We start from the raw sequence: 20,464 nt of genomic DNA on the forward strand, positions 1-20,464 counted from the left end.
TTCTAGCTCACGAAAGAGCCCCTGACCAGCGGTTTCCGTTGGGCAGGGGCTCTCTCGCGTGCTGGAGGCCGTCACCGGGCCGTGGGCCGCCCCCAGGCTTTGCGATAGACCGCATCGACAGCCTTGCGGGTACGGGTCTCACTGGCAGGCATCAGGTGCGTGTACGTCCGCAGCGTGAAGCCCGCGTCAGCGTGGCCGAGGTAGGCGCTCACGGCCTTGATGCTCTCGCCCGCGTCCAGGAGCACCGAGGCGTAGAAGTGCCGTAGCGCGTGCATCCCATCTTCACGGGCTTCCTTGTACCGCTCCCCGGGCCCCGGCTCAGGGATCACCCCGGCTGCAACGAGCGCGCGTTTCCAGACGTGCCGGTTGAAGTCGGTCCGCCGAAGCGCACCCAGCTCAGCGCCCGTGAAGTAGAGCAGCTTGGTCACAGGCGGACCGTCCGGCCGCAACCACGGCAAGGTGATCTCCACTGGAGGGAAGGCAGTCACGTGCTCGGCCAGGGCACGGGCGACCGAATCGGGGAGAGGCACGTCACGGAGCTTGCCGTTCTTCGGCGGCGCGAAGAGCAGATGCCCGTTCACCAACTTGATCTGCTGAGTGACGTGCAGCCTGCCCGCCAAGGGATCAACGTCGTCCACGGGCAAACCGAAGATCTCCCCCTGTCGCAGCCCGCATCCGGCGCCGACGTCGATCATTGCCCGGAAGCGGTCGGGCAGGCCCTCACGGACAGCGAAGACCCGATCAGCCGACCAGGGCGTCACCCGCCCGGGCGAAGGCTTCGGAGGCCGGACCGAGCCCGCCCGGCACGGGTTGCGGGCCAGGTAGCCGTCATCGACCGCGGCCGACAGGACCGCCGAGACGTTCCCGAAGATCACACGGCGGTACGAGCTGGCAGCCCCGGTGTCTTCCAGTAGGCGGACCCATGCACGCAGGTGCGACGGCTGGAAGGACGAGAGCGGCCGGTTCCCCAGGTGGGGGAAGGCGTGCAGCCGTAACCGGCTCTCGACCGCCACGCGAGTACTCGGGTCTGTCGTCTGAGAGGCCAGCCAGTCCGTGGCGTACTGCTGAAATGTGATCTTCCCGGCCTTCGGGTCGATGTACTGGCCGCGCGACATGTCGGCTTCGATGTGGGCCAGCCACTGCTCAGCGTGGCGTTTCTGCCGGTCGGGGAAGCTCTTGGACTTCTCCGAGCCGTCCGGGCCGATGTATCGGGCGCGGTAGCGCAGGCCGGAGCCGTGCCGGTCGGTCTTGACCTTGACGGGCTTGCCGTCCGGGCCGGGTTCGGTCTTGTACCAGCGGTCTTGTATGTGCCCGGCCATCAGGCAGCTCCTTCCATCTGGGACTCGACCCAGGCCCGTACGTCTTCGGGGTCGAAGCGCAGGTGCCGGCCAACCCGGAAGCCGCGGGGACCGGTGCGCTTGCGGCGCCACTGGTACACGGTTTCGACGGGCACCCCGAGCAGGTCCGCGAGGTCGATGGGGGTCAGGTAGCGGGTGGGAAGCTGTCGGCGCACGGTCACCACTCCCCGTCGTCGTCCAGGCCGGGCAGGTCTGCCAGGGCTTCGCGGGCGGTTTCGCGGTTGGTGCGGATGTCCCGGGCGATAGTGGAGGCGAGCCAGGATTCGCCGGGGGTGTGGCCGTGTCCGGCGTAGGTCCAGTGCGCGAGGACCAGCGTGGAGCCCTCCAGGTCGTCCGGGTCCGGGAGGCCGCGAGCGGCGCGTTCCTGCCGGGCGCGGTAGTCGGCCCGGACCTGGCGGAGCGCGCCGAGGGTGGTGGAGTAGCGGCGGGACTTGGTGGAGAAGTGGCCCCGGAAGCCGAGCATGTGGGCCCAGGCCCAGAGCTTGCGGTCCGGGTAGGCCGCATCCAGGTCGGCGCAGGCTTCGATCAGGCGGCGGGTGTGGGCGGGCAGGTCGGCCAGCCGGTCCAGCTCGCGCAGCTCTCCGATCCGGCGGTCCACGGTGCCGGTGGTCTCGGCCGCTTTGGTGGCGTACTTGGCCACGTAGGCCGCCACCGCCTGCTCGGTCAGCTCCTGGCCGTCGTCCGTGCCGATGGGGCGTACGTCCACCTGATCGCCCCAGCGCAGGACCCGGGCGGGGAAGTCACCGGCGGCCGGGACCGGGACGCAGACCCGCCGGGCGGCAGCCTGGATCGCCTCGGACAGCAGCTCGACCCGGGCCCAGGCGGGCGGGACGTCTCCGGGACCGTCGGGGCCGTCGAGGCGCACGATGGCGTGGAAGTGGACCGCGCCGCGCTTCTGGAACTCGGCGACCTTGCCGAAGGAGACCCGGCACACCTCCCTCAATGCGGATTGGGAGAGCCCGGCACGGGCAGCGATCTCCCGGCGCAGGTAGATCGTGAAGCGGCGCCACAGATCCCCGGCATGGTTGTTCCACAGCACGGCATGCGCGTAGTCGTAGCGCTCCGCGTCCAGGGGCGTGCCGAGTTCGGGAGCTCCCTCCGGATGGACGGCACCGCAGCGGCAGCGGCCGGAGGCGGGACGGTTGTGGACCGGGCCGAAGGACGGGGCGGTCAGGGTGGCGAACACCTTCGGGTGCGCCCGCACCGTGGGAGCGACGCCTTTCCCGGGGTCGCCGACCAGGCCCGCGCGGATCAGGTGGAAGGTGTCCCCGGCGTAGGTCCAGGCGCAGGAGGGACAGCGCGAGGCCCGGCGGTTACCGCAGGCGACCCGCAGCCGACCACCCGGCTCGGCATCGGTGCTGTAGGAGTACAGGACATCCCCGGTCCGCGCGTCACGGGTGACCGTGGAGCCTTGCAGGTGGATGGGGTCCGAGCAGCCACCGGTGCGGCGGATCTGTTCCTGCCAGCGGTCGAAGCCGGGCGAGTTCGCCACCCGGAGCAGGTCGGCCAGGGGCACGGGGTCAACGCCGCAAGCGGCCGCAGCACCGGCCACGGCCGCAGGGGCGACGGACTGGGCCGTCATGCGACCACCGCCCGCAGCCGGGGAGCGCGGACCGGGGTGGCGGTGGCGAAGAGGTGATCCAGGGCGGTCAGGTAGCCAGAGGTCAGCGGGGCCGGGCCGAGGCGGCGCAGGTGCATGACCGGGGAGAGGACCGGGGCCATGCCATCCACCGGAGTGGTGACGATCAAGTCATCATCGGCCCGGACCACATCAGCGTGCAGTCCTCCGTGCTCGGCCAGCCGGATACCGGGCACCGACAGCAGCGAGGGGAAGACGTCCGCCACCGTTGCCGGAGATCCGGAGGCCGGTCCGACCAGGCGCACCCGGACACCGGCGGCGGCCTTGTCGGCGAGCAGGCCGGGCAGGTCCCACACCGCGTCCGCCAGGAACAGCGGGTTCGCCACCGCCATGTCGATGGTGCCGACCGCATCGGCCAGCAGCGAGCGCCACAGGTCCAGCGGGACCACGCTCCGCGTCGGGTAGCAGGTCACCAGCTCATCCCGGGGCGTGGCCACCGACCGGCGACGTTCATCCAGACGCGGCCACAGGTGGTAGGCGTCCGCGTGCAGGATCTTCGCAGCGGCGTGCGCGTTCCTCGCGTGCGGAGTGCGATCCGAGGTGATCCACCGCTCCACCGACTTGGGATCGATGCGGAGCCGGTCGGCGAGGCCCTCGATCGTCACGTTCGCGGCGACCATGGCGCCACGAAGCCGTTCGTTACATGTCTGGGAGTGCGTCGCAGTCAGCGTCGCGGGCATGATGGAAGCTCCCTTCGAGGGACACGAGGGGCGACGCGTCTGCTTGGCGGTAGGGCGTCGCCCCTTCTTGCGTGGGAGTTCTACCTCCCTAGGGAGATATTCCCCGATCCTCCCTAGGGATGTCAACGGGCTTATCCGGGTCTCGTGCGGCCGCGCACCGGGGGGTGTGCACAGGGGGGGTGCGCTAGGGTGGGAAGAGAAACCACCCTAGGGAGCACGGAGAGTGGAGCATGCCCGAGACTGCGCGGCAGATCGCCGACGATCTCCGGGCGCTGATCGAGTCCGGTGAGCTGACACCGGGTGATCGACTGCCCGGTGAACCGTCGCTCGTACGCAAGTACGGCGTAGCCAAGATGACCGCGAACCAGGCCCTCAAGATCCTTGTGAGCGAAGGACTCGCCGTCGCTCGCCCAGGCTCCGGGACCTACGTTCGACAGTTCCGTCCGATCCGGCGTGTGGCGAATGATCGCTTGGCTAAGTCGCGGTGGGCTGCTGGACAATCCATCTGGTCTGCGGACGTGGCCCAGCGGCCTCTGGTGGCCGACGTGCAGGTCTACGAGACCGAGGCACCTCACCAGGTGAGCCGTTGCCTGAACATGGAACCCGGCGCCCCGGTGATCGTTCGAAGCCGCAAGTTCGTGGTGGAAGACCGTCCGGTTCAGATGGCTACGTCATACCTTCCGGCCGAACTGGTACGGGGGACTGCCATCGCTCAGGAGAACACCGGCCCGGGTGGAAGCTACGCCCGTCTTGCCGAACTCGGAGCCGAACCAGTGCGGTTCAGTGAAGAACTGCGCGCCCGCATGCCCAGCGAGGACGAGCGGACCGCTCTGGGATTGGCCCCAGGTACGCCCGTAGTTGAGATCTGCCGTATCGCCTACACGGCTGAGGACCGACCGGTCGAAGTGAATCAGATGTTGCTGGACGCCGGTTCCTACGTCCTTGAGTACCGCCTGAGCAGCTGAGCCCAGCAAGTCGGTTACAGGTTTCTCTACCTCATCAAGGCCCGCGCACGGCGCGGGCGCGCGCCGCCTCTGCGGCGCGGCCTGCCTCCTGTCTTCGCCCCGGCTGGCCGCGCCCGGCGGCGCGCTACGTGCAACGGGCCCGAGGAAAAGGCCGGCGGGGCCGGTCGGCTCCGCAGCTTTAGGCACCTCCCCGGTCCGGGTCCCGCGTCGAGCAAGACCAGGGGGCCACTCGGTCACATTGCGGGCAGGGGTGAAGCCTGCCCGAGTTGCTGGCAAGCGTACGGCCCCCTGATCATGCTCGACCCCAGACCGGGCAGGCCACCGCCCAAACCTGCTCCACCGACCTCACGCGGTCCCTACGCTGTCGCTATGACTCACTCAGGTATAGATCAGACGCCTTGCGACCATTCAGCCGGATTCGACAAGGAGCGGTACCTAGGCGCCCAGACAGGCGACTACGTCTGTAGAGCCTGCGGCCAGGACTTCTCACCGGCTGCGCGCGAAGCGATCTTGAAGGCGAGACGCGATCAAGAAGGCTAGACAGACGGGCCGTCCGTGGGCCGTCCAAGGAGAACCGGCGTTGACAGACCATGACAGCCAATCAGCGCGCCAATGCAGGTCAGAAGGGCGTGGCGAGGGAGAATCCCACGTGAGAGACTTCTCGTATCACTTCCAGAAGAACTAGGAACCGGGCGCCCGCCCCTCCGGGGCCGCGCCCGAGACAGCTTCCGAACAGGTCGGACGGCTCTCCGGACATCCCGTGCGCGGGAGCACGGGGACCGTCTGACCTGCTCGGTTTTTGGCCGCACTGTCCTACCCGCTATCGTGGTGCGGTATGCCTCCGTCCGGATGACCGGACCGGGGCGGAAACCTCTCACTAGGACCCGGAGAGAGCAATGCCTCCCAAGAAGAAGAAGGTCACGGGGCTGATCAAGCTCCAGATCCAGGCCGGCGCCGCCAACCCGGCCCCGCCGGTCGGCCCGGCGCTGGGCCAGCACGGCGTCAACATCATGGAGTTCTGCAAGGCCTACAACGCCGCGACCGAGTCGCAGCGCGGCATGGTCGTGCCGGTGGAGATCACGGTCTACGAGGACCGCTCCTTCACCTTCGTGACGAAGACCCCGCCGGCCGCGAAGCTGATCCTCAAGGCCGCGGGCGTGGACAAGGGCTCCGGCGAGCCGCACGTCAAGAAGGTCGCGAAGATCACCCGCGACCAGGTGCGTGAGATCGCCACCACCAAGATGCCCGACCTGAACGCCAACGACCTGGACGCCGCCGAGAAGATCATCGCCGGCACCGCCCGCTCCATGGGCGTCACGGTCGAGGGCTGACGCCCGTCCCGGTCGAGGGCCCCCTCGCACCGTCACCGTGGAAGGGCCGGCGCGGCCCGCACCACGACTCCCAAGAACCCGAGGAGCAGCAGTGAAGCGCAGCAAGTCCCTCCGCGCTGCGGACGCCAAGATCGAGACGGGCAAGCTCTACGCCCCGCTCGAGGCCGTCCGTCTGGCCAAGGAGACCTCTCCCACCAAGTTCGACGCGACCGTCGAGGTCGCCATGCGCCTGGGTGTCGACCCGCGCAAGGCGGACCAGATGGTGCGCGGCACCGTGAACCTTCCGCACGGCACCGGCAAGACCGCCCGGGTCCTGGTCTTCGCGACCGGTGAGCGTGCAGCGGCCGCGGAGGCCGCGGGCGCCGACATCGTCGGCTCCGACGAACTGATCGACGAGGTCTCCAAGGGCCGTCTGGACTTCGACGCCGTCGTCGCCACCCCGGACCTCATGGGCAAGGTCGGCCGCCTGGGCCGCGTGCTCGGTCCCCGTGGCCTGATGCCGAACCCGAAGACCGGCACCGTGACCCCGGACGTGGCCAAGGCCGTGACCGAGATCAAGGGCGGCAAGATCGAGTTCCGCGTCGACAAGCACGCGAACCTCCACTTCATCATCGGCAAGCTCTCCTTCGACGAGAAGCAGCTGGTGGAGAACTACGGCGCCGCGCTGGAGGAGATCACCCGCCTCAAGCCGTCCGCCGCCAAGGGCCGCTACATCAAGAAGGCGACTCTGAGCACCACGATGGGCCCCGGCATCCAGCTGGACGCCAACCGCACCCGCAACCTCCTTGAGGAGGAGGCCGCCGTCTGACCGACGACGGCAGCGGCACGCTGTGACCGACGGGCCCCGCACCTCATTCTGAGGCGCGGGGCCTGTCGTATGTCCGTTCGCTGTGTCAGCGGACTGCGCTACCGTGCAGGCGCAACCAGACAGAAGTGAGGGGCGGGGAAATGAACAAGTCCGTGTGGAAGCGCCTGGGCGCCGCTGCGGCGTCCGTGGCGGTGCTCGCCGGTGTGGCGGGCTGTGGGGGCGACGAGAAGACCTCCGGTGCGCCGGAGAAGGCCGCAGGGGAGCAGAAGACGATCCTGTCGCCGGCCGAGGCCATCACCGCGGCCTTTGAGAAGACCGCGGAGGCGAAGTCGGCGAAGGTCCGGATGACCATGTCGATGCCCGACTCCGCGGAGGGCGGCGGCGAGATGGAGATGTCCGGGGTCATGGGCTGGGACCCGATGGTCATGGATATGACCATGAGCGGTTCCGCGCTGGCGAACGGGGGCGGCGCGAAGGGCGGCCCGAAGTCCATGCGCATGATGTGGCTGGACAACGTCATGTACATGGACATGGGTGCCGAGGCCGGCGCGGAGATGGACGGCAAGCGCTGGATGAAGATGGACATCGCCGCGATGGCGGAGGCTTCCGGGGACGAGGCGCTCAGCAAGCAGATGACCGGCGGCCTGGAGGAGATGAACCAGGATCCCGCCCAGCAGATGGCGATGCTGCTCGAGTCCCCCAACCTGAAGGACCTCGGCGAGGAGAAGGTCGAGGGCATGCAGACCCGGCACTACAAGGGCACGCTCTCGGTCAAGGAGATGATGGAGGCCAACGAGTCGCTCAAGCTGCTGGACGCGAAGGAGCGCAAGGAGCTCATCGCCAATCTGGAGAAGAGCGGGATCACGGGCTACGACACCGAGGTCTGGGTCAACGAGGACAACTACCCGGTGAAGATGGACATCGGCATGGACAGCCCGGAGGGCACGGTGAACATATCGGCCGTCTACTCCGATTACGGGGCGAAGGCGGATGTGACGGCACCGCCGGCGGCCGAGACCTTCGACTTCACCGAGATGATGGAGGAGCTGGCGGCCGGAGCCTGATCGGCCGGTGCGCCGTCCCGGCCCGGCCGCCCGGGCCGGCGCCGTTCCGATTTGCCTGCACACGGGCCGTCCGCGTACGCTGCTGCGGTAGCCAAAGACCGCTGGTCGTTGCCGTGCGCTCCCGAGTGCGCGGTGGCCGAAGGATCCGCTTCCGCGGACGGCCCGTGCAGGTGAATGAGGAGAGACTCCCCCGGAGCCCTTGGGGCTTCCGTGGTCGAGCCACGCCCCGTGCGCCTGCACCGGGGCGTTTCGTTCTTGTTGAGCCCCCTTCTTCGCGTGCCCGATGCGGGCGGTCCGGCGACGTGTGCGGCTGATCGTGAGGTCAGTCGAGGATCATCACCCGGAAGGAGGCCGAGGCTCATGGCGAGGCCCGACAAGGTCGATGCCGTCGAGGAGATGAAGGACAAGTTCCAGAACTCCAACGCGGCCGTTGTGACCGCGTACACCGGTCTCACCGTGGCTCAGCTCAAGGAGCTGCGCCGTTCGCTCGGTGAGAACGCTCAGTACCGTGTGGTGAAGAACACGCTGACCAAGATCGCGGCTAACGAAGCCGGGATCACGACGATCGACGACCTGTTCGCGGGTTCGTCGGCCGTGGCCTTCGTGACCGGTGACCCGGTCGCGGCGGCGAAGGGTCTCCGTGACTTCGCCAAGGACAACCCCAGTCTCGTCATCAAGGGCGGTGTCCTTGACGGCAAGGCGCTGTCCGCCGACGAGTTCAAGAAGCTTGCGGACCTCGAGTCCCGCGAGGTGCTGCTCGCCAAGCTGGCCGGTGGCATGAAGGCGTCCATGGCCAAGGCCGCGGCGACCTTCCAGGCCCCGCTCTCGAAGTTCGTCCGCACCGCGGACGCGCTGCGCAGCAAGGTCGAGCAGGGCGGTGCCGGTACGCCGGCTCCCGCCGAGGCCGAGTCCGCCGAATAAGCGGACGCGGTCGCAGCGGGCCCGTGAAGTAACGCCGCCAGGCGCACGCCCGCCGAAATGTAGATCCGGCACCTGCCGAATGAGTGGAAGGACGCCATCATGGCGAAGCTGTCCCAGGAAGACCTGCTCGAGCAGTTCAGCGAGATGACCCTCATCGAGCTCTCCGAGTTCGTGAAGGCCTTCGAGGAGAAGTTCGACGTCGAGGCCGCCGCCCCGGTCGCCGTCGCCGCTGCCGGCGGTGCCGCCGGTGGTGCCGCCGCCGAGGCCCCCGAGGAGAAGGACGAGTTCGACGTCATCCTCACCGGCGCCGGCGACAAGAAGATCCAGGTCATCAAGGTCGTGCGTGAGCTGACCTCCCTGGGTCTCAAGGAGGCCAAGGACCTCGTCGACGGCACCCCGAAGCCGGTCCTCGAGAAGGTCAACAAGGAGCAGGCCGACAAGGCCGCCGAGTCCCTCAAGGGCGCCGGCGCCTCCGTCGAGGTCAAGTGACCCCTGCGGCCTGAAGCCGGGCGCCTCCGTGAGGCCGTCCGCTCCGGTGCCGCATCCGAGGGCGGCCACCCGCACGGGTGGCCGCCCTCGGGCGTTCTCCGGGGCCGGTGTGGCGGGCGTCCTTGCCCTGCCGGGCCCGGCAGGTATGGTGATCACCGCTGCTCCGGCGGTGCCTCCGGAACGATCTTCGCGAGGCGGGGGCCTTGACGTACGGCACCGCGGCACGCGATTCTCTCCACGCGCCGCGACATCGATCCCGGGTTCGATGCATGGATCGCGTACGAAGTGGGAAACCTTGCCGCAGGCGTTGGACAGCGTGAGGAACAACGAAGTGCGGCCCCTTTTCCGAGGGGGCGGCCGTCACTTCCCGGAGGGAGAGAGTGGTACTGCGCCGGTCTCCGGAAATCTGCTCTGGACATCAGTGTGCCTTGTGGCTACACTGACCCTTTGCGCTGCCTGTTAGCTGCCCTCTGCCCGTCACCAGGGGCATGACCCGTTCTCGAAAGCTGCTGAAGACTCCCCGGACCAGGGATCTGACCTGGGACGTCTTCTCCGCGCACGGAACGGGGCCGGTACGCGCGTAGTGAGTCCGAGCCCTCGGAAGGACCCCCTCTTGGCCGCCTCGCGCAACGCCTCGACCGCCAATACGAACAACGGCGCCAGCACCGCCCCGCTGCGCATCTCCTTTGCAAAGATCCAGGAGCCTCTTGAGGTTCCCAACCTCCTTGCGCTGCAAACCGAGAGCTTCGACTGGCTGCTCGGCAACGCCGCTTGGAAGGCCCGGGTCGAGTCGGCCCTGGAGAGTGGGCAGGACGTCCCCACGAAGTCCGGTCTGGAGGAGATCTTCGAAGAGATCTCCCCGATCGAGGACTTCTCCGGGTCGATGTCGCTGACCTTCCGCGACCACCGCTTCGAGCCGCCGAAGAACTCCCTCGAGGAGTGCAAGGAACGCGACTTCACGTACGCCGCGCCGCTCTTCGTCACCGCCGAGTTCACGAACAACGAGACCGGCGAGATCAAGTCCCAGACGGTCTTCATGGGCGACTTCCCGCTCATGACCGACAAGGGCACCTTCTGCATCAACGGCACCGAGCGTGTCGTCGTCTCGCAGCTGGTCCGCTCGCCGGGTGTCTACTTCGACAGCTCGATCGACAAGACCTCCGACAAGGACATCTTCTCCGCCAAGATCATCCCGTCCCGGGGTGCCTGGCTGGAGATGGAGATCGACAAGCGCGACATGGTCGGTGTCCGTATCGACCGCAAGCGGAAGCAGTCCGTCACCGTCCTGCTCAAGGCGCTCGGCTGGACCACCGAGCAGATCCTGGAGGAGTTCGGCGAGTACGAGTCCATGCGCGCCACCCTGGAGAAGGACCACACCCAGGGTCAGGACGACGCGCTGCTCGACATCTACCGCAAGCTGCGTCCGGGTGAGCCCCCCACGCGCGAGGCCGCGCAGACCCTGCTGGAGAACCTCTACTTCAACCCGAAGCGCTACGACCTCGCCAAGGTCGGCCGCTACAAGGTGAACAAGAAGCTCGGCGGGGAGGAGCCGCTGGACGCCGGCGTGCTCACCACCGCCGACATCATCGCCACCATCAAGTACCTGGTGAAGCTGCACGCGGGCGAGACCGAGTCGGTCAGCGCCGAGGGCCAGGAGATCGTCGTCGAGACCGACGACATCGACCACTTCGGCAACCGCCGCCTGCGCAACGTCGGCGAGCTCATCCAGAACCAGGTCCGCACCGGCCTGGCCCGGATGGAGCGCGTTGTCCGCGAGCGGATGACCACCCAGGACGTCGAGGCGATCACGCCGCAGACCCTGATCAACATCCGGCCGGTCGTCGCCTCCATCAAGGAGTTCTTCGGCACCAGCCAGCTGTCCCAGTTCATGGACCAGACCAACCCCATCTCGGGGCTGACCCACAAGCGCCGCCTGTCGGCGCTGGGCCCGGGCGGTCTGAGCCGTGAGCGGGCCGGCTTCGAGGTCCGTGACGTCCACCCCTCGCACTACGGCCGCATGTGCCCGATCGAGACGCCCGAGGGTCCGAACATCGGTCTGATCGGCTCGCTGGCCTCGTACGGCCGGGTCAACGCGTTCGGCTTCGTCGAGACCCCGTACCGCCGGGTCACCGACGGTGTCGTCACCGACCACGTGGACTACCTCACGGCCGACGAGGAGGACCGCTTCGTCATCGCGCAGGCCAACGCCCCGCTGACGGACGACTTCCACTTCGCCGAGGGCCGGGTCCTGGTCCGCCGCCGCGGCGGTGAGGTCGACTACGTCCCCGGGACCGAGGTCGACTACATGGACGTCTCGCCGCGCCAGATGGTGTCGGTCGCGACCGCCATGATCCCGTTCCTGGAGCACGACGACGCCAACCGCGCGCTCATGGGCTCGAACATGATGCGCCAGGCCGTGCCGCTGCTGAAGGCCGAGGCGCCGCTGGTCGGCACCGGCATGGAGTACCGCTGCGCGGTTGACGCCGGTGACGTCATCAAGGCGGAGAAGGACGGTGTGGTCCAGGAGGTCTCCGCGGACTACATCACCGTCGCCAACGACGACGGCACCTACACCACCTACCGGGTGGCCAAGTTCTCCCGCTCCAACCAGGGCACCTCCTTCAACCAGAAGGTCGTCGTGGACGAGGGCGCCCGGGTGGTCGAGGGACAGGTCCTCGCCGACGGCCCCTCCACCGAGCAGGGCGAGATGGCCCTCGGCAAGAACCTCCTCGTGGCGTTCATGCCGTGGGAGGGCTACAACTACGAGGACGCGATCATCCTCAGCCAGCGTCTGGTGCAGGACGACGTCCTCTCCTCGATCCACATCGAGGAGCACGAGGTCGATGCCCGTGACACCAAGCTGGGCCCCGAGGAGATCACCCGGGACATCCCGAACGTCTCCGAGGAAGTCCTCGCCGACCTCGACGAGCGCGGCATCATCCGTATCGGTGCCGAGGTCGTCGCGGGCGACATCCTGGTCGGCAAGGTCACGCCCAAGGGCGAGACCGAGCTGACCCCGGAGGAGCGGCTGCTCCGCGCGATCTTCGGTGAGAAGGCGCGCGAGGTCCGTGACACCTCGCTGAAGGTGCCGCACGGCGAGACCGGCAAGGTCATCGGCGTCCGCGTCTTCGACCGCGAGGAGGGCGACGAGCTGCCGCCCGGCGTCAACCAGCTCGTCCGCGTCTACGTCGCCCAGAAGCGCAAGATCACCGACGGTGACAAGCTCGCCGGCCGTCACGGCAACAAGGGCGTCATCTCCAAGATCCTGCCGGTCGAGGACATGCCGTTCCTGGAGGACGGCACCCCCGTCGACATCATCCTCAACCCGCTCGGCGTCCCGTCCCGGATGAACCCGGGACAGGTGCTGGAGATCCACCTCGGCTGGCTCGCCAGCCAGGGCTGGAAGGTCGAGGGCGACGAGGAGTGGATGCAGCGCCTCAAGGCCATCGGCGCCGACGAGGTGGCGCCGCGCACCAACGTCGCCACCCCGGTGTTCGACGGCGCCCGCGAGGACGAGATCGCCGGCCTCTTCGAGGCCACGATCCCCAACCGCGACGGCGACCGCATGGTGCAGGGCTCCGGCAAGGCGCGGCTGTTCGACGGACGCTCCGGCGAGCCGTTCCCGGACCCGATCTCGATCGGGTACATGTACATCCTCAAGCTCCACCACCTGGTCGACGACAAGCTGCACGCCCGGTCGACCGGTCCGTACTCGATGATCACCCAGCAGCCGCTGGGTGGTAAGGCCCAGTTCGGTGGCCAGCGCTTCGGTGAGATGGAGGTGTGGGCGCTGGAGGCGTACGGCGCCGCTTACGCTCTCCAGGAGCTGCTGACCATCAAGTCCGACGACGTCACCGGCCGCGTGAAGGTCTACGAGGCCATCGTCAAGGGCGAGAACATCCCCGAGCCCGGCATTCCCGAGTCCTTCAAGGTGCTCATCAAGGAAATGCAGTCGCTCTGCCTCAACGTGGAGGTGCTGTCCTCGGACGGCATGTCCATCGAGATGCGTGACACCGACGAGGACGTCTTCCGCGCCGCGGAGGAGCTCGGCATCGACCTGTCCCGGCGCGAGCCGAGCAGCGTCGAAGAGGTCTGACGGCCGGGCCGGGACCCGCCGCCCCAGGTGGCGGGCCCGGCCGGCCCGGACCGTCCAGACCATGATGAAGACACAGCCGCAGCCGGCAGGCGCCCCCCTCGGCAGCGGCGACAAACCCCGAAAGAGGGATTGACGACAAAGTGCTCGACGTCAACTTCTTCGACGAGCTGCGGATCGGCCTGGCCACCGCCGACGACATCCGTCAGTGGTCGCACGGCGAGGTCAAGAAGCCGGAGACCATCAACTACCGCACCCTCAAGCCCGAAAAGGACGGACTCTTCTGCGAGAAGATCTTCGGTCCGACCCGGGACTGGGAGTGCTACTGCGGAAAGTACAAGCGCGTCCGCTTCAAGGGCATCATCTGCGAGCGCTGCGGCGTCGAGGTCACGCGCGCCAAGGTGCGCCGTGAGCGGATGGGCCACATCGAGCTGGCCGCTCCCGTCACCCACATCTGGTACTTCAAGGGCGTTCCGTCGCGGCTGGGCTACCTGCTCGACCTCGCCCCGAAGGACCTGGAGAAGGTCATCTACTTCGCCGCGTACATGATCACGTACGTGGACGAGGAGCGCCGCACCCGCGATCTGCCCTCGCTGGAGGCCCATGTCTCCGTCGAGCGCCAGCAGGTCGAGCAGCGCCGCGACGCCGACCTCGAGGCGCGTGCCAAGAAGCTCGAGACCGACCTGGCCGAGCTGGAGGCCGAGGGCGCCAAGGCGGACGTCCGCCGCAAGGTGCGCGAGGGCGCCGAGCGCGAGATGAAGCAGCTCCGGGACCGCGCCCAGCGCGAGATCGACCGTCTCGACGAGGTGTGGAACCGCTTCAAGAACCTCAAGGTCCAGGACCTGGAGGGCGACGAGCTGCTCTACCGCGAGCTGCGCGACCGCTTCGGCACCTACTTCGACGGCTCGATGGGCGCCGCCGCGCTGCAGAAGCGCCTGGAGACCTTCGACCTCGACGAGGAGGCCGAGCGCCTCCGCGAGATCATCCGGACCGGCAAGGGCCAGAAGAAGACCCGGGCGCTCAAGCGCCTCAAGGTCGTCTCCGCCTTCCTGCAGACCCGCAACAGCCCCAAGGGCATGGTGCTGGACTGCGTCCCGGTGATCCCGCCGGACCTGCGTCCGATGGTGCAGCTGGACGGTGGCCGCTTCGCGACCTCCGACCTGAACGACCTGTACCGCCGGGTGATCAACCGGAACAACCGCCTCAAGCGGCTTCTCGACCTCGGCGCGCCCGAGATCATCGTCAACAACGAGAAGCGGATGCTGCAGGAGGCCGTCGACGCGCTCTTCGACAACGGCCGCCGCGGCCGCCCCGTCACGGGCCCCGGCAACCGTCCGCTGAAGTCGCTGTCCGACATGCTCAAGGGCAAGCAGGGCCGGTTCCGCCAGAACCTGCTCGGCAAGCGCGTCGACTACTCGGCCCGTTCCGTGATCGTCGTCGGCCCGCAGCTCAAGCTGCACCAGTGCGGTCTGCCGAAGGCCATGGCGCTGGAGCTCTTCAAGCCGTTCGTGATGAAGCGCCTGGTGGACCTCAACCACGCGCAGAACATCAAGTCGGCGAAGCGCATGGTCGAGCGCGGCCGCACGGTCGTGTACGACGTGCTCGAAGAGGTCATCGCCGAGCACCCGGTGCTGCTGAACCGTGCGCCGACGCTGCACCGCCTCGGTATCCAGGCCTTCGAGCCGCAGCTGGTCGAGGGCAAGGCCATCCAGATCCACCCGCTCGTCTGCACCGCGTTCAACGCGGACTTCGACGGTGACCAGATGGCCGTGCACCTGCCGCTCTCCGCGGAGGCGCAGGCCGAGGCCCGCATCCTGATGCTGTCCTCGAACAACATCCTCAAGCCCGCCGACGGCCGTCCGGTGACGATGCCGACCCAGGACATGGTGCTGGGTCTGTTCTTCCTCACCACCGAGCCCGAGGAGCGCGAGGTCAAGGGCGAGGGACGGTCGTTCGCGTCCACCGCCGAGGCGATCATGGCGTTCGACGCCGGGGAGCTCTCGCTCCAGGCGAAGATCGACATCCGTTTCAAGGCCGGCACGGTCCCGCCGCGCGGCTGGACCCCGCCGGCCGACCAGGCCACCGAGGGCGGTGAGGACTGGCAGATCGGTGACGGCTTCCGGCTCCGCACCACCCTGGGCCGGGCGCTCTTCAACGAGCTGCTGCCCGAGGACTACCCGTTCGTCGACCACGTCGTGGGCAAGAAGCAGGTCTCCGAGATCGTCAACGACCTCGCGGAGCGCTACCCCAAGGTGACGGTCGCGGCGACCCTCGACAACCTGAAGGCGGCCGGCTACCACTGGGCCACCCGCTCCGGTGTCACCGTCTCGATCTCCGACATCGTGGTCCCCGAGGCCAAGAAGGAGATCATCCGGGGCTACGAGGCGCAGGACGAGAAGGTCCAGAAGCAGTACGAGCGCGGTCTGATCACCAAGGACGAGCGCACCCAGGAGCTCATCGCGATCTGGACCAAGGCGACGAACGAGGTCGCCGAGGCCATGAACGTGAACTTCCCGAAGACCAACCCCATCTTCATGATGGTCGACTCGGGTGCTCGCGGAAACATGATGCAGATGCGTCAGATCGCCGGTATGCGCGGTCTGGTGTCCAACGCGAAGAACGAGACCATCCCGCGGCCGATCAAGGCGTCCTTCCGCGAGGGTCTCTCCGTGCTGGAGTACTTCATCTCCACGCACGGTGCCCGTAAGGGTCTCGCGGACACCGCCCTGCGTACCGCCGACTCCGGTTACCTCACCCGTCGTCTGGTGGACGTCTCGCAGGACGTCATCATCCGTGAGGAGGACTGCGGCACCGAGCGCGGTCTCAAGCTGCGGATCGCGGTCAAGGGCACCGACGGCACGCTGCGCAAGGCGGACGACGTCGAGTCCAGCGTGTACGCGCGGATGCTCGCCGAGGACGTCGTCGTGGACGGCAAGGTCATCGCGCCGGCCAACGTCGACCTGGGCGATGTGCTCATCGACCAGCTCGTCGCGCACGGCGTGGAGACGGTCAAGACCCGCTCCGTCCTCACCTGTGAGTCGGCGGTCGGCACCTGCGCCTACTGCTACGGCCGCTCCCTGGCCACCGGCAAGCTGGTGGACATCGGCGAGGCCGTCGGCATCATCGCGGCCCAGTCGATCGGTGAGCCCGGCACCCAGCTGACGATGCGTACCTTCCACACCGGTGGTGTGGCCGGTGACGACATCACGCAGGGTCTGCCCCGTGTCGTCGAGCTCTTCGAGGCCCGTACCCCCAAGGGTGTGGCCCCGATCAGCGAGGCGGCCGGCCGGGTCCGCATCGAGGAGACCGAGAAGACGAAGAAGATCGTCGTCACCCCGGACGACGGCTCCGACGAGACGGCCTACGCCATCTCCAAGCGGGCCCGTCTGCTGGTGGGCGAGGGCGACCACGTCGAGGTCGGCCAGCCGCTGACCGTGGGTGCCACCAACCCGCACGACGTGCTGCGCATCCTCGGGCAGCGTGCCGTCCAGGTCCACCTGGTCGGCGAGGTGCAGAAGGTCTACAACTCGCAGGGTGTGTCGATCCACGACAAGCACATCGAGATCATCATCCGGCAGATGCTGCGCCGCGTGACGATCATCGAGTCCGGCGACGCGGAGCTGCTGCCGGGCGAGCTGGTGGAGCGCACGCGCTTCGAGGGCGAGAACCGCCGTGTGGTGCAGGAGGGCGGCCACCCGGCCTCCGGCCGTCCGCAGCTGATGGGTATCACCAAGGCCTCGCTCGCCACCGAGTCCTGGCTGTCGGCGGCGTCCTTCCAGGAGACGACCAGGGTCCTCACCGACGCGGCGATCAACGCCAAGTCGGACTCCCTGATCGGCCTCAAGGAGAACGTCATCATCGGTAAGCTCATCCCGGCCGGTACGGGCCTGTCCCGCTACCGCAACATCCGGGTGGAGCCCACCGAGGAGGCGAAGGCCGCGATGTACTCGGCCGTCGGCTACGACGACATCGACTACTCGCCCTTCGGCACCGGCTCCGGCCAGGCGGTCCCGCTGGAGGACTACGACTACGGTCCGTACAACCAGTAGGCCCGGGCCTGCGTCTTCCAGGGCGGCCACTCCCCGCGGAGTGGCCGCCCTGCGGCGTTTCCGGGAGCCCGGGGGAGCGAAGGCCCTCCACCGGAACTCCCCGGTCCCGCCCTGCGTCGGGGATGATGAGGGGGAGACGCGAGACGGGGAGGTTCTGCGGTGACATTCGAACCGTGGCAGGGGGGCAAGCCCCCGCAGCACATGCAGCCCACTCAGCCCGTGCACCTTCCGCAGATGTCGGTGATGCGCGCCTCGGACGCGGACCGGGAGCGCGCGGTGGACGTGCTCAAGGCCGGTTTCGCCGAGGGCCGGCTCTCCCAGGGGGAGTACGAGCAGCGCATCGGCCGGGCCTACCAGGCGCAGACGCACGGCCAGTTGCAGGCCATCGTCGCCGACCTGCCCCAGGGGCCGGTGCCCCAGAGCTTCCCCGCGCACCCGGCGCAGTTCGCGGTCCCGCACACGTTCCTGCCCGCCCCGCCCATGCCCACCCGGACGAACGGCAGCGCCACCGGCGCCCTGGTCTGCGGCATTCTCTCCCCGATGACCTGGGGCCTGACGGCCATCCCCGCCGTGATCCTGGGCCACAAGGCGCGGGCCGAGATCCGCAGGACGGGAGAGGGCGGCGAGGGCTTCGCCACAGCGGGGATCGTCATCGGCTGGCTGTCGATAGCGTTCGGTCTGTTCTTCGTGCTGCTGGTGGTGGCGGCCGCGGCTTGACCGCACGGGCACGGCGCAGCGCCTCCGCGCGGTGGCTCACCGCGGCCCCGGCTGCCAGCCGATGGAGATCACGGGATGCGCGGACGGGGTGATCCAGCGCAGGATCCGGTCCATCGTCCGGTACGGCACCGAGACGCAGCCGCCCGTCGGCCCGGGGCCGTTGACGTGCAGGAAGATTCCCGCCCCGCGTCCGGGTACGGCCGGCCACCGGTTGAAGTCGATGACCAGCGCCTTGGCGTACTGGACGGGGTAGTCCACCAGGTGCTCGCTGGCGTGGGGGCCCTGCGTCGTGAGGGGGTAGTCCATCTCCTCCGGAGTGCGCATCTGGTTGTAGTACTTCGACCGGGTGTCCTCCACCCACCAGTGCCGGTCGTCGACGCGGGTGTAGGGCATGGCGGTCCGGCTGGGTTCGAGACCGAAGCCCTCGGTCAGGGTGTAGGTCCCGGACGGGGTGGTCGAGGTGTCCTGTTTCCGCGCGGCGCCGTCGACCACGCCGTTCCCGCCGACACGGCCCCTGCCGGTGGAGAAAGCCGGTCTCCAGGTGCCGTCCTCCTTGTCCCAGGCGGTGACGGTGGCGTACGTGCCCAGGGCGCTCACCGTGATCAGCTGGGTGCTGCGCCCTCTCACCACGGAGGCCGGCAGGGCGCGTGCCGGAGCGCCACCGGGCTCCGCGGCCGGCAGCTCCGGTACGGCGGGTCCGCCGCCGTTCCCCGGGGCAGCGGCCCGGGGGCGGGTGTGCGGGGCCTGCGCCGAGGCCGGAACCGCCGCTCCGCCGAGCGTGGCGAGGGCGAGGAGGGAGCCGGCCGCGGCGAGCACGGCACCGGTGGGACGGAAGAGAGGTGGGGGGAACGGCATGGGCTGCTTCCTCTGCGCTGCCCGGCCGGACGCGCCGGCCGGTTGTCGGATACGGGTCGGGAGGGGGAGGGGTGGGACGCGGCTCCGGCCGCGGTGCCGGCGGGCGGGCGCGCCGGGCGGCTTCCGCGTTCCGGCCCAGCCTCCCCCGGAGTGCCCGGCCCCGCACGGCGCGGAGACGGTGCCGGCGGTCCGGGGAACGCGGCGGGGGCCCGGCCGCGGAGCCCCGCGGGCATCGGTTCCCGGGGCGGCGCGGGAACCGGCGGAGACCGGGGAGACGAAGGCCCGGGGCCGGATTCACTCCCCTGTCCGTCGCTCCACTGCCCGCGCGGACTTGTTTTGACCGGAGCCCATGCGGTAGGTACGCTCTGACCTTGTGCCTGGGGTGTCCCTGGGCTCCCGTGCGCGCATTTCGTCCCGTCTTCGGCGGGGGAAACGCCTCCCGTCCGGGGGCCGGAGGCCGTTACGGTCCGCGACACCGACATCTGTGTCCTGACTGCCCCGCAGGAAGTCCGCAGCTTCGACACACCCGACCGCGTGGGTCGGGGAAGTGGTCGGGAATCCGTACAAAATCCCAGGTTAGCTTTAACGAGACTGGCACACAGAAACCGGAGAAACGGTGCCTACGATCCAGCAGCTGGTCCGCAAGGGCCGGCAGGACAAGGTCGAGAAGAACAAGACGCCCGCGCTCGAGGGTTCCCCTCAGCGGCGCGGCGTCTGCACGCGTGTGTTCACCACCACCCCGAAGAAGCCGAACTCGGCCCTGCGTAAGGTCGCACGTGTGCGTCTCACCAGCGGCATCGAGGTCACCGCTTACATCCCGGGTGAGGGACACAACCTGCAGGAGCACTCCATCGTGCTCGTGCGTGGTGGCCGTGTGAAGGACCTGCCGGGTGTTCGCTACAAGATCATCCGCGGCTCTCTCGACACCCAGGGTGTCAAGAACCGCAAGCAGGCCCGCAGCCGCTACGGCGCCAAGAAGGAGAAGTAAGCATGCCTCGTAAGGGCCCCGCCCCGAAGCGCCCGGTCATCATCGACCCGGTCTACGGTTCTCCTCTGGTGACGTCGCTGATCAACAAGGTGCTGCTGAACGGCAAGCGCTCCACCGCCGAGCGCATCGTCTACGGCGCCATGGAGGGCCTCCGCGAGAAGACCGGCAACGACCCGGTCATCACGCTGAAGCGCGCTCTGGAGAACATCAAGCCGACCCTTGAGGTCAAGTCCCGCCGTGTCGGTGGCGCCACCTACCAGGTGCCGGTCGAGGTCAAGCCCGGCCGCGCGTCCACCCTCGCGCTGCGCTGGCTCGTCGGCTACTCCCGCGCCCGCCGGGAGAAGACCATGACCGAGCGGCTCATGAACGAGCTCCTGGACGCCAGCAACGGTCTGGGCGCCTCCGTGAAGCGCCGCGAGGACACCCACAAGATGGCCGAGTCCAACAAGGCCTTCGCGCACTACCGCTGGTAGTCGCTACCCCCATCGAGACCGAGAGAAGACTGAG

Annotated in this window: 16 protein-coding genes; 11 read left to right on the top strand and 5 right to left on the bottom strand. The window is 68.6% G+C overall.

Annotated features, from left to right (window positions below):
• Positions 1-71 precede the first annotated feature (71 nt).
• The 4 genes from KBZ10_RS17145 to KBZ10_RS17160 are packed head-to-tail and all read right to left on the bottom strand — an operon-like array spanning position 72 to position 3,677.
• Positions 72-1,319, bottom strand: a complete 1,248-nt coding sequence (locus KBZ10_RS17145; RefSeq protein ID WP_210988524.1) for a site-specific integrase — start codon at positions 1,317-1,319, stop codon at positions 72-74.
• Positions 1,319-1,513 (bottom strand): AlpA family transcriptional regulator, encoded by a 195-nt coding sequence (locus tag KBZ10_RS17150; RefSeq protein WP_125623142.1) that lies wholly within the window; start codon positions 1,511-1,513, stop codon positions 1,319-1,321. The genes KBZ10_RS17145 and KBZ10_RS17150 overlap by 1 nt, the downstream gene beginning before the upstream one ends.
• Before the next feature lie 2 nt (positions 1,514-1,515).
• The gene (repSA, locus tag KBZ10_RS17155; protein ID WP_210988525.1) at positions 1,516-2,940 is read right to left on the bottom strand and encodes a replication initiator protein RepSA; all 1,425 of its coding nucleotides are present in this window, start codon (positions 2,938-2,940) and stop codon (positions 1,516-1,518) included.
• Positions 2,937-3,677, bottom strand: coding sequence for a helix-turn-helix transcriptional regulator (locus tag KBZ10_RS17160; RefSeq protein WP_210988526.1), 741 nt, complete (start codon positions 3,675-3,677; stop codon positions 2,937-2,939). Before KBZ10_RS17160 ends, repSA begins: the two co-directional genes overlap by 4 nt.
• Before the next feature lie 230 nt (positions 3,678-3,907).
• Between KBZ10_RS17160 and KBZ10_RS17165 the strand changes: the two genes are divergently transcribed.
• The 9 genes from KBZ10_RS17165 to KBZ10_RS17205 all read left to right on the top strand — a co-directional run bounded on the left by KBZ10_RS17165 (position 3,908) and on the right by KBZ10_RS17205 (position 18,114).
• Positions 3,908-4,642 carry a GntR family transcriptional regulator gene (locus tag KBZ10_RS17165; protein ID WP_210988527.1) on the top strand — a complete coding sequence of 245 codons (735 nt, stop codon included), beginning with the start codon at positions 3,908-3,910 and terminating at the stop codon, positions 4,640-4,642.
• A gap of 896 nt (positions 4,643-5,538) precedes the next feature.
• A complete protein-coding gene (rplK, locus tag KBZ10_RS17170) occupies positions 5,539-5,973 on the top strand; it encodes a 50S ribosomal protein L11 (protein WP_019707809.1) in 435 nt (144 codons plus the stop codon).
• Positions 5,974-6,064: 91 nt separating this feature from the next.
• Positions 6,065-6,781: a 50S ribosomal protein L1 gene (gene rplA / locus KBZ10_RS17175; protein WP_210988528.1), complete on the top strand. Its 717-nt coding sequence runs from the start codon at positions 6,065-6,067 to the stop codon at positions 6,779-6,781.
• Positions 6,782-6,921: 140 nt separating this feature from the next.
• On the top strand, positions 6,922-7,845 hold the full coding sequence (locus tag KBZ10_RS17180; protein WP_210988529.1) for a hypothetical protein: 924 nt from the start codon (positions 6,922-6,924) through the stop codon (positions 7,843-7,845).
• A 360-nt stretch (positions 7,846-8,205) separates the two neighbouring features.
• Positions 8,206-8,766, top strand: coding sequence for a 50S ribosomal protein L10 (rplJ, locus tag KBZ10_RS17185; RefSeq protein ID WP_019707811.1), 561 nt, complete (start codon positions 8,206-8,208; stop codon positions 8,764-8,766).
• 99 nt (positions 8,767-8,865) lie between these two features.
• Positions 8,866-9,255, top strand: coding sequence for a 50S ribosomal protein L7/L12 (rplL, locus tag KBZ10_RS17190; RefSeq protein WP_210988530.1), 390 nt, complete (start codon positions 8,866-8,868; stop codon positions 9,253-9,255).
• 613 nt (positions 9,256-9,868) lie between these two features.
• On the top strand, positions 9,869-13,351 hold the full coding sequence (gene rpoB, locus KBZ10_RS17195; RefSeq protein WP_210988531.1) for a DNA-directed RNA polymerase subunit beta: 3,483 nt from the start codon (positions 9,869-9,871) through the stop codon (positions 13,349-13,351).
• Between the two features lie 140 nt (positions 13,352-13,491).
• Positions 13,492-17,397, top strand: coding sequence for a DNA-directed RNA polymerase subunit beta' (locus KBZ10_RS17200; RefSeq protein ID WP_210988532.1), 3,906 nt, complete (start codon positions 13,492-13,494; stop codon positions 17,395-17,397).
• Between the two features lie 243 nt (positions 17,398-17,640).
• The gene (locus KBZ10_RS17205; RefSeq protein WP_210988573.1) at positions 17,641-18,114 is read left to right on the top strand and encodes a DUF1707 and DUF4190 domain-containing protein; all 474 of its coding nucleotides are present in this window, start codon (positions 17,641-17,643) and stop codon (positions 18,112-18,114) included.
• A 36-nt stretch (positions 18,115-18,150) separates the two neighbouring features.
• Here KBZ10_RS17205 and KBZ10_RS17210 read toward each other — a convergent pair whose 3' ends face one another.
• Complete coding sequence (locus KBZ10_RS17210) at positions 18,151-18,969, bottom strand: L,D-transpeptidase family protein (RefSeq protein WP_210988533.1); 819 nt, start codon at positions 18,967-18,969, stop codon at positions 18,151-18,153.
• Positions 18,970-19,585: 616 nt separating this feature from the next.
• Between KBZ10_RS17210 and rpsL the strand changes: the two genes are divergently transcribed.
• Both rpsL and rpsG read left to right on the top strand, forming a co-directional pair.
• Positions 19,586-19,957 carry a 30S ribosomal protein S12 gene (rpsL, locus tag KBZ10_RS17215; RefSeq protein WP_003948652.1) on the top strand — a complete coding sequence of 124 codons (372 nt, stop codon included), beginning with the start codon at positions 19,586-19,588 and terminating at the stop codon, positions 19,955-19,957.
• A gap of 2 nt (positions 19,958-19,959) precedes the next feature.
• Positions 19,960-20,430, top strand: a complete 471-nt coding sequence (rpsG, locus tag KBZ10_RS17220) for a 30S ribosomal protein S7 (protein WP_019707816.1) — start codon at positions 19,960-19,962, stop codon at positions 20,428-20,430.
• Positions 20,431-20,464: the final 34 nt, after the last annotated feature.

Source organism: Streptomyces sp. F63 (genome assembly GCF_018070345.1).
Classification (GTDB): domain Bacteria; phylum Actinomycetota; class Actinomycetes; order Streptomycetales; family Streptomycetaceae; genus Streptomyces.

Bases quoted from the DNA above. Each gene is read 5' to 3' on its own strand.
- KBZ10_RS17165 (WP_210988527.1), top strand. From the start codon at position 3,908: ATGCCCGAGACTGCGCGGCAGATCGCCGACGATCTCCGGGCGCTGATC.
- rpsG (WP_019707816.1), top strand. From the start codon at position 19,960: ATGCCTCGTAAGGGCCCCGCCCCGAAGCGCCCGGTCATCATCGACCCG.
- KBZ10_RS17160 (WP_210988526.1), bottom strand. From the start codon at position 3,677: ATGCCCGCGACGCTGACTGCGACGCACTCCCAGACATGTAACGAACGG.
- KBZ10_RS17145 (WP_210988524.1), bottom strand. From the start codon at position 1,319: ATGGCCGGGCACATACAAGACCGCTGGTACAAGACCGAACCCGGCCCG.
- KBZ10_RS17210 (WP_210988533.1), bottom strand. From the start codon at position 18,969: ATGCCGTTCCCCCCACCTCTCTTCCGTCCCACCGGTGCCGTGCTCGCC.
- rplL (WP_210988530.1), top strand. From the start codon at position 8,866: ATGGCGAAGCTGTCCCAGGAAGACCTGCTCGAGCAGTTCAGCGAGATG.
- KBZ10_RS17205 (WP_210988573.1), top strand. From the start codon at position 17,641: ATGCGCGCCTCGGACGCGGACCGGGAGCGCGCGGTGGACGTGCTCAAG.
- KBZ10_RS17180 (WP_210988529.1), top strand. From the start codon at position 6,922: ATGAACAAGTCCGTGTGGAAGCGCCTGGGCGCCGCTGCGGCGTCCGTG.
- rplJ (WP_019707811.1), top strand. From the start codon at position 8,206: ATGGCGAGGCCCGACAAGGTCGATGCCGTCGAGGAGATGAAGGACAAG.
- repSA (WP_210988525.1), bottom strand. From the start codon at position 2,940: ATGACGGCCCAGTCCGTCGCCCCTGCGGCCGTGGCCGGTGCTGCGGCC.
- rplK (WP_019707809.1), top strand. From the start codon at position 5,539: ATGCCTCCCAAGAAGAAGAAGGTCACGGGGCTGATCAAGCTCCAGATC.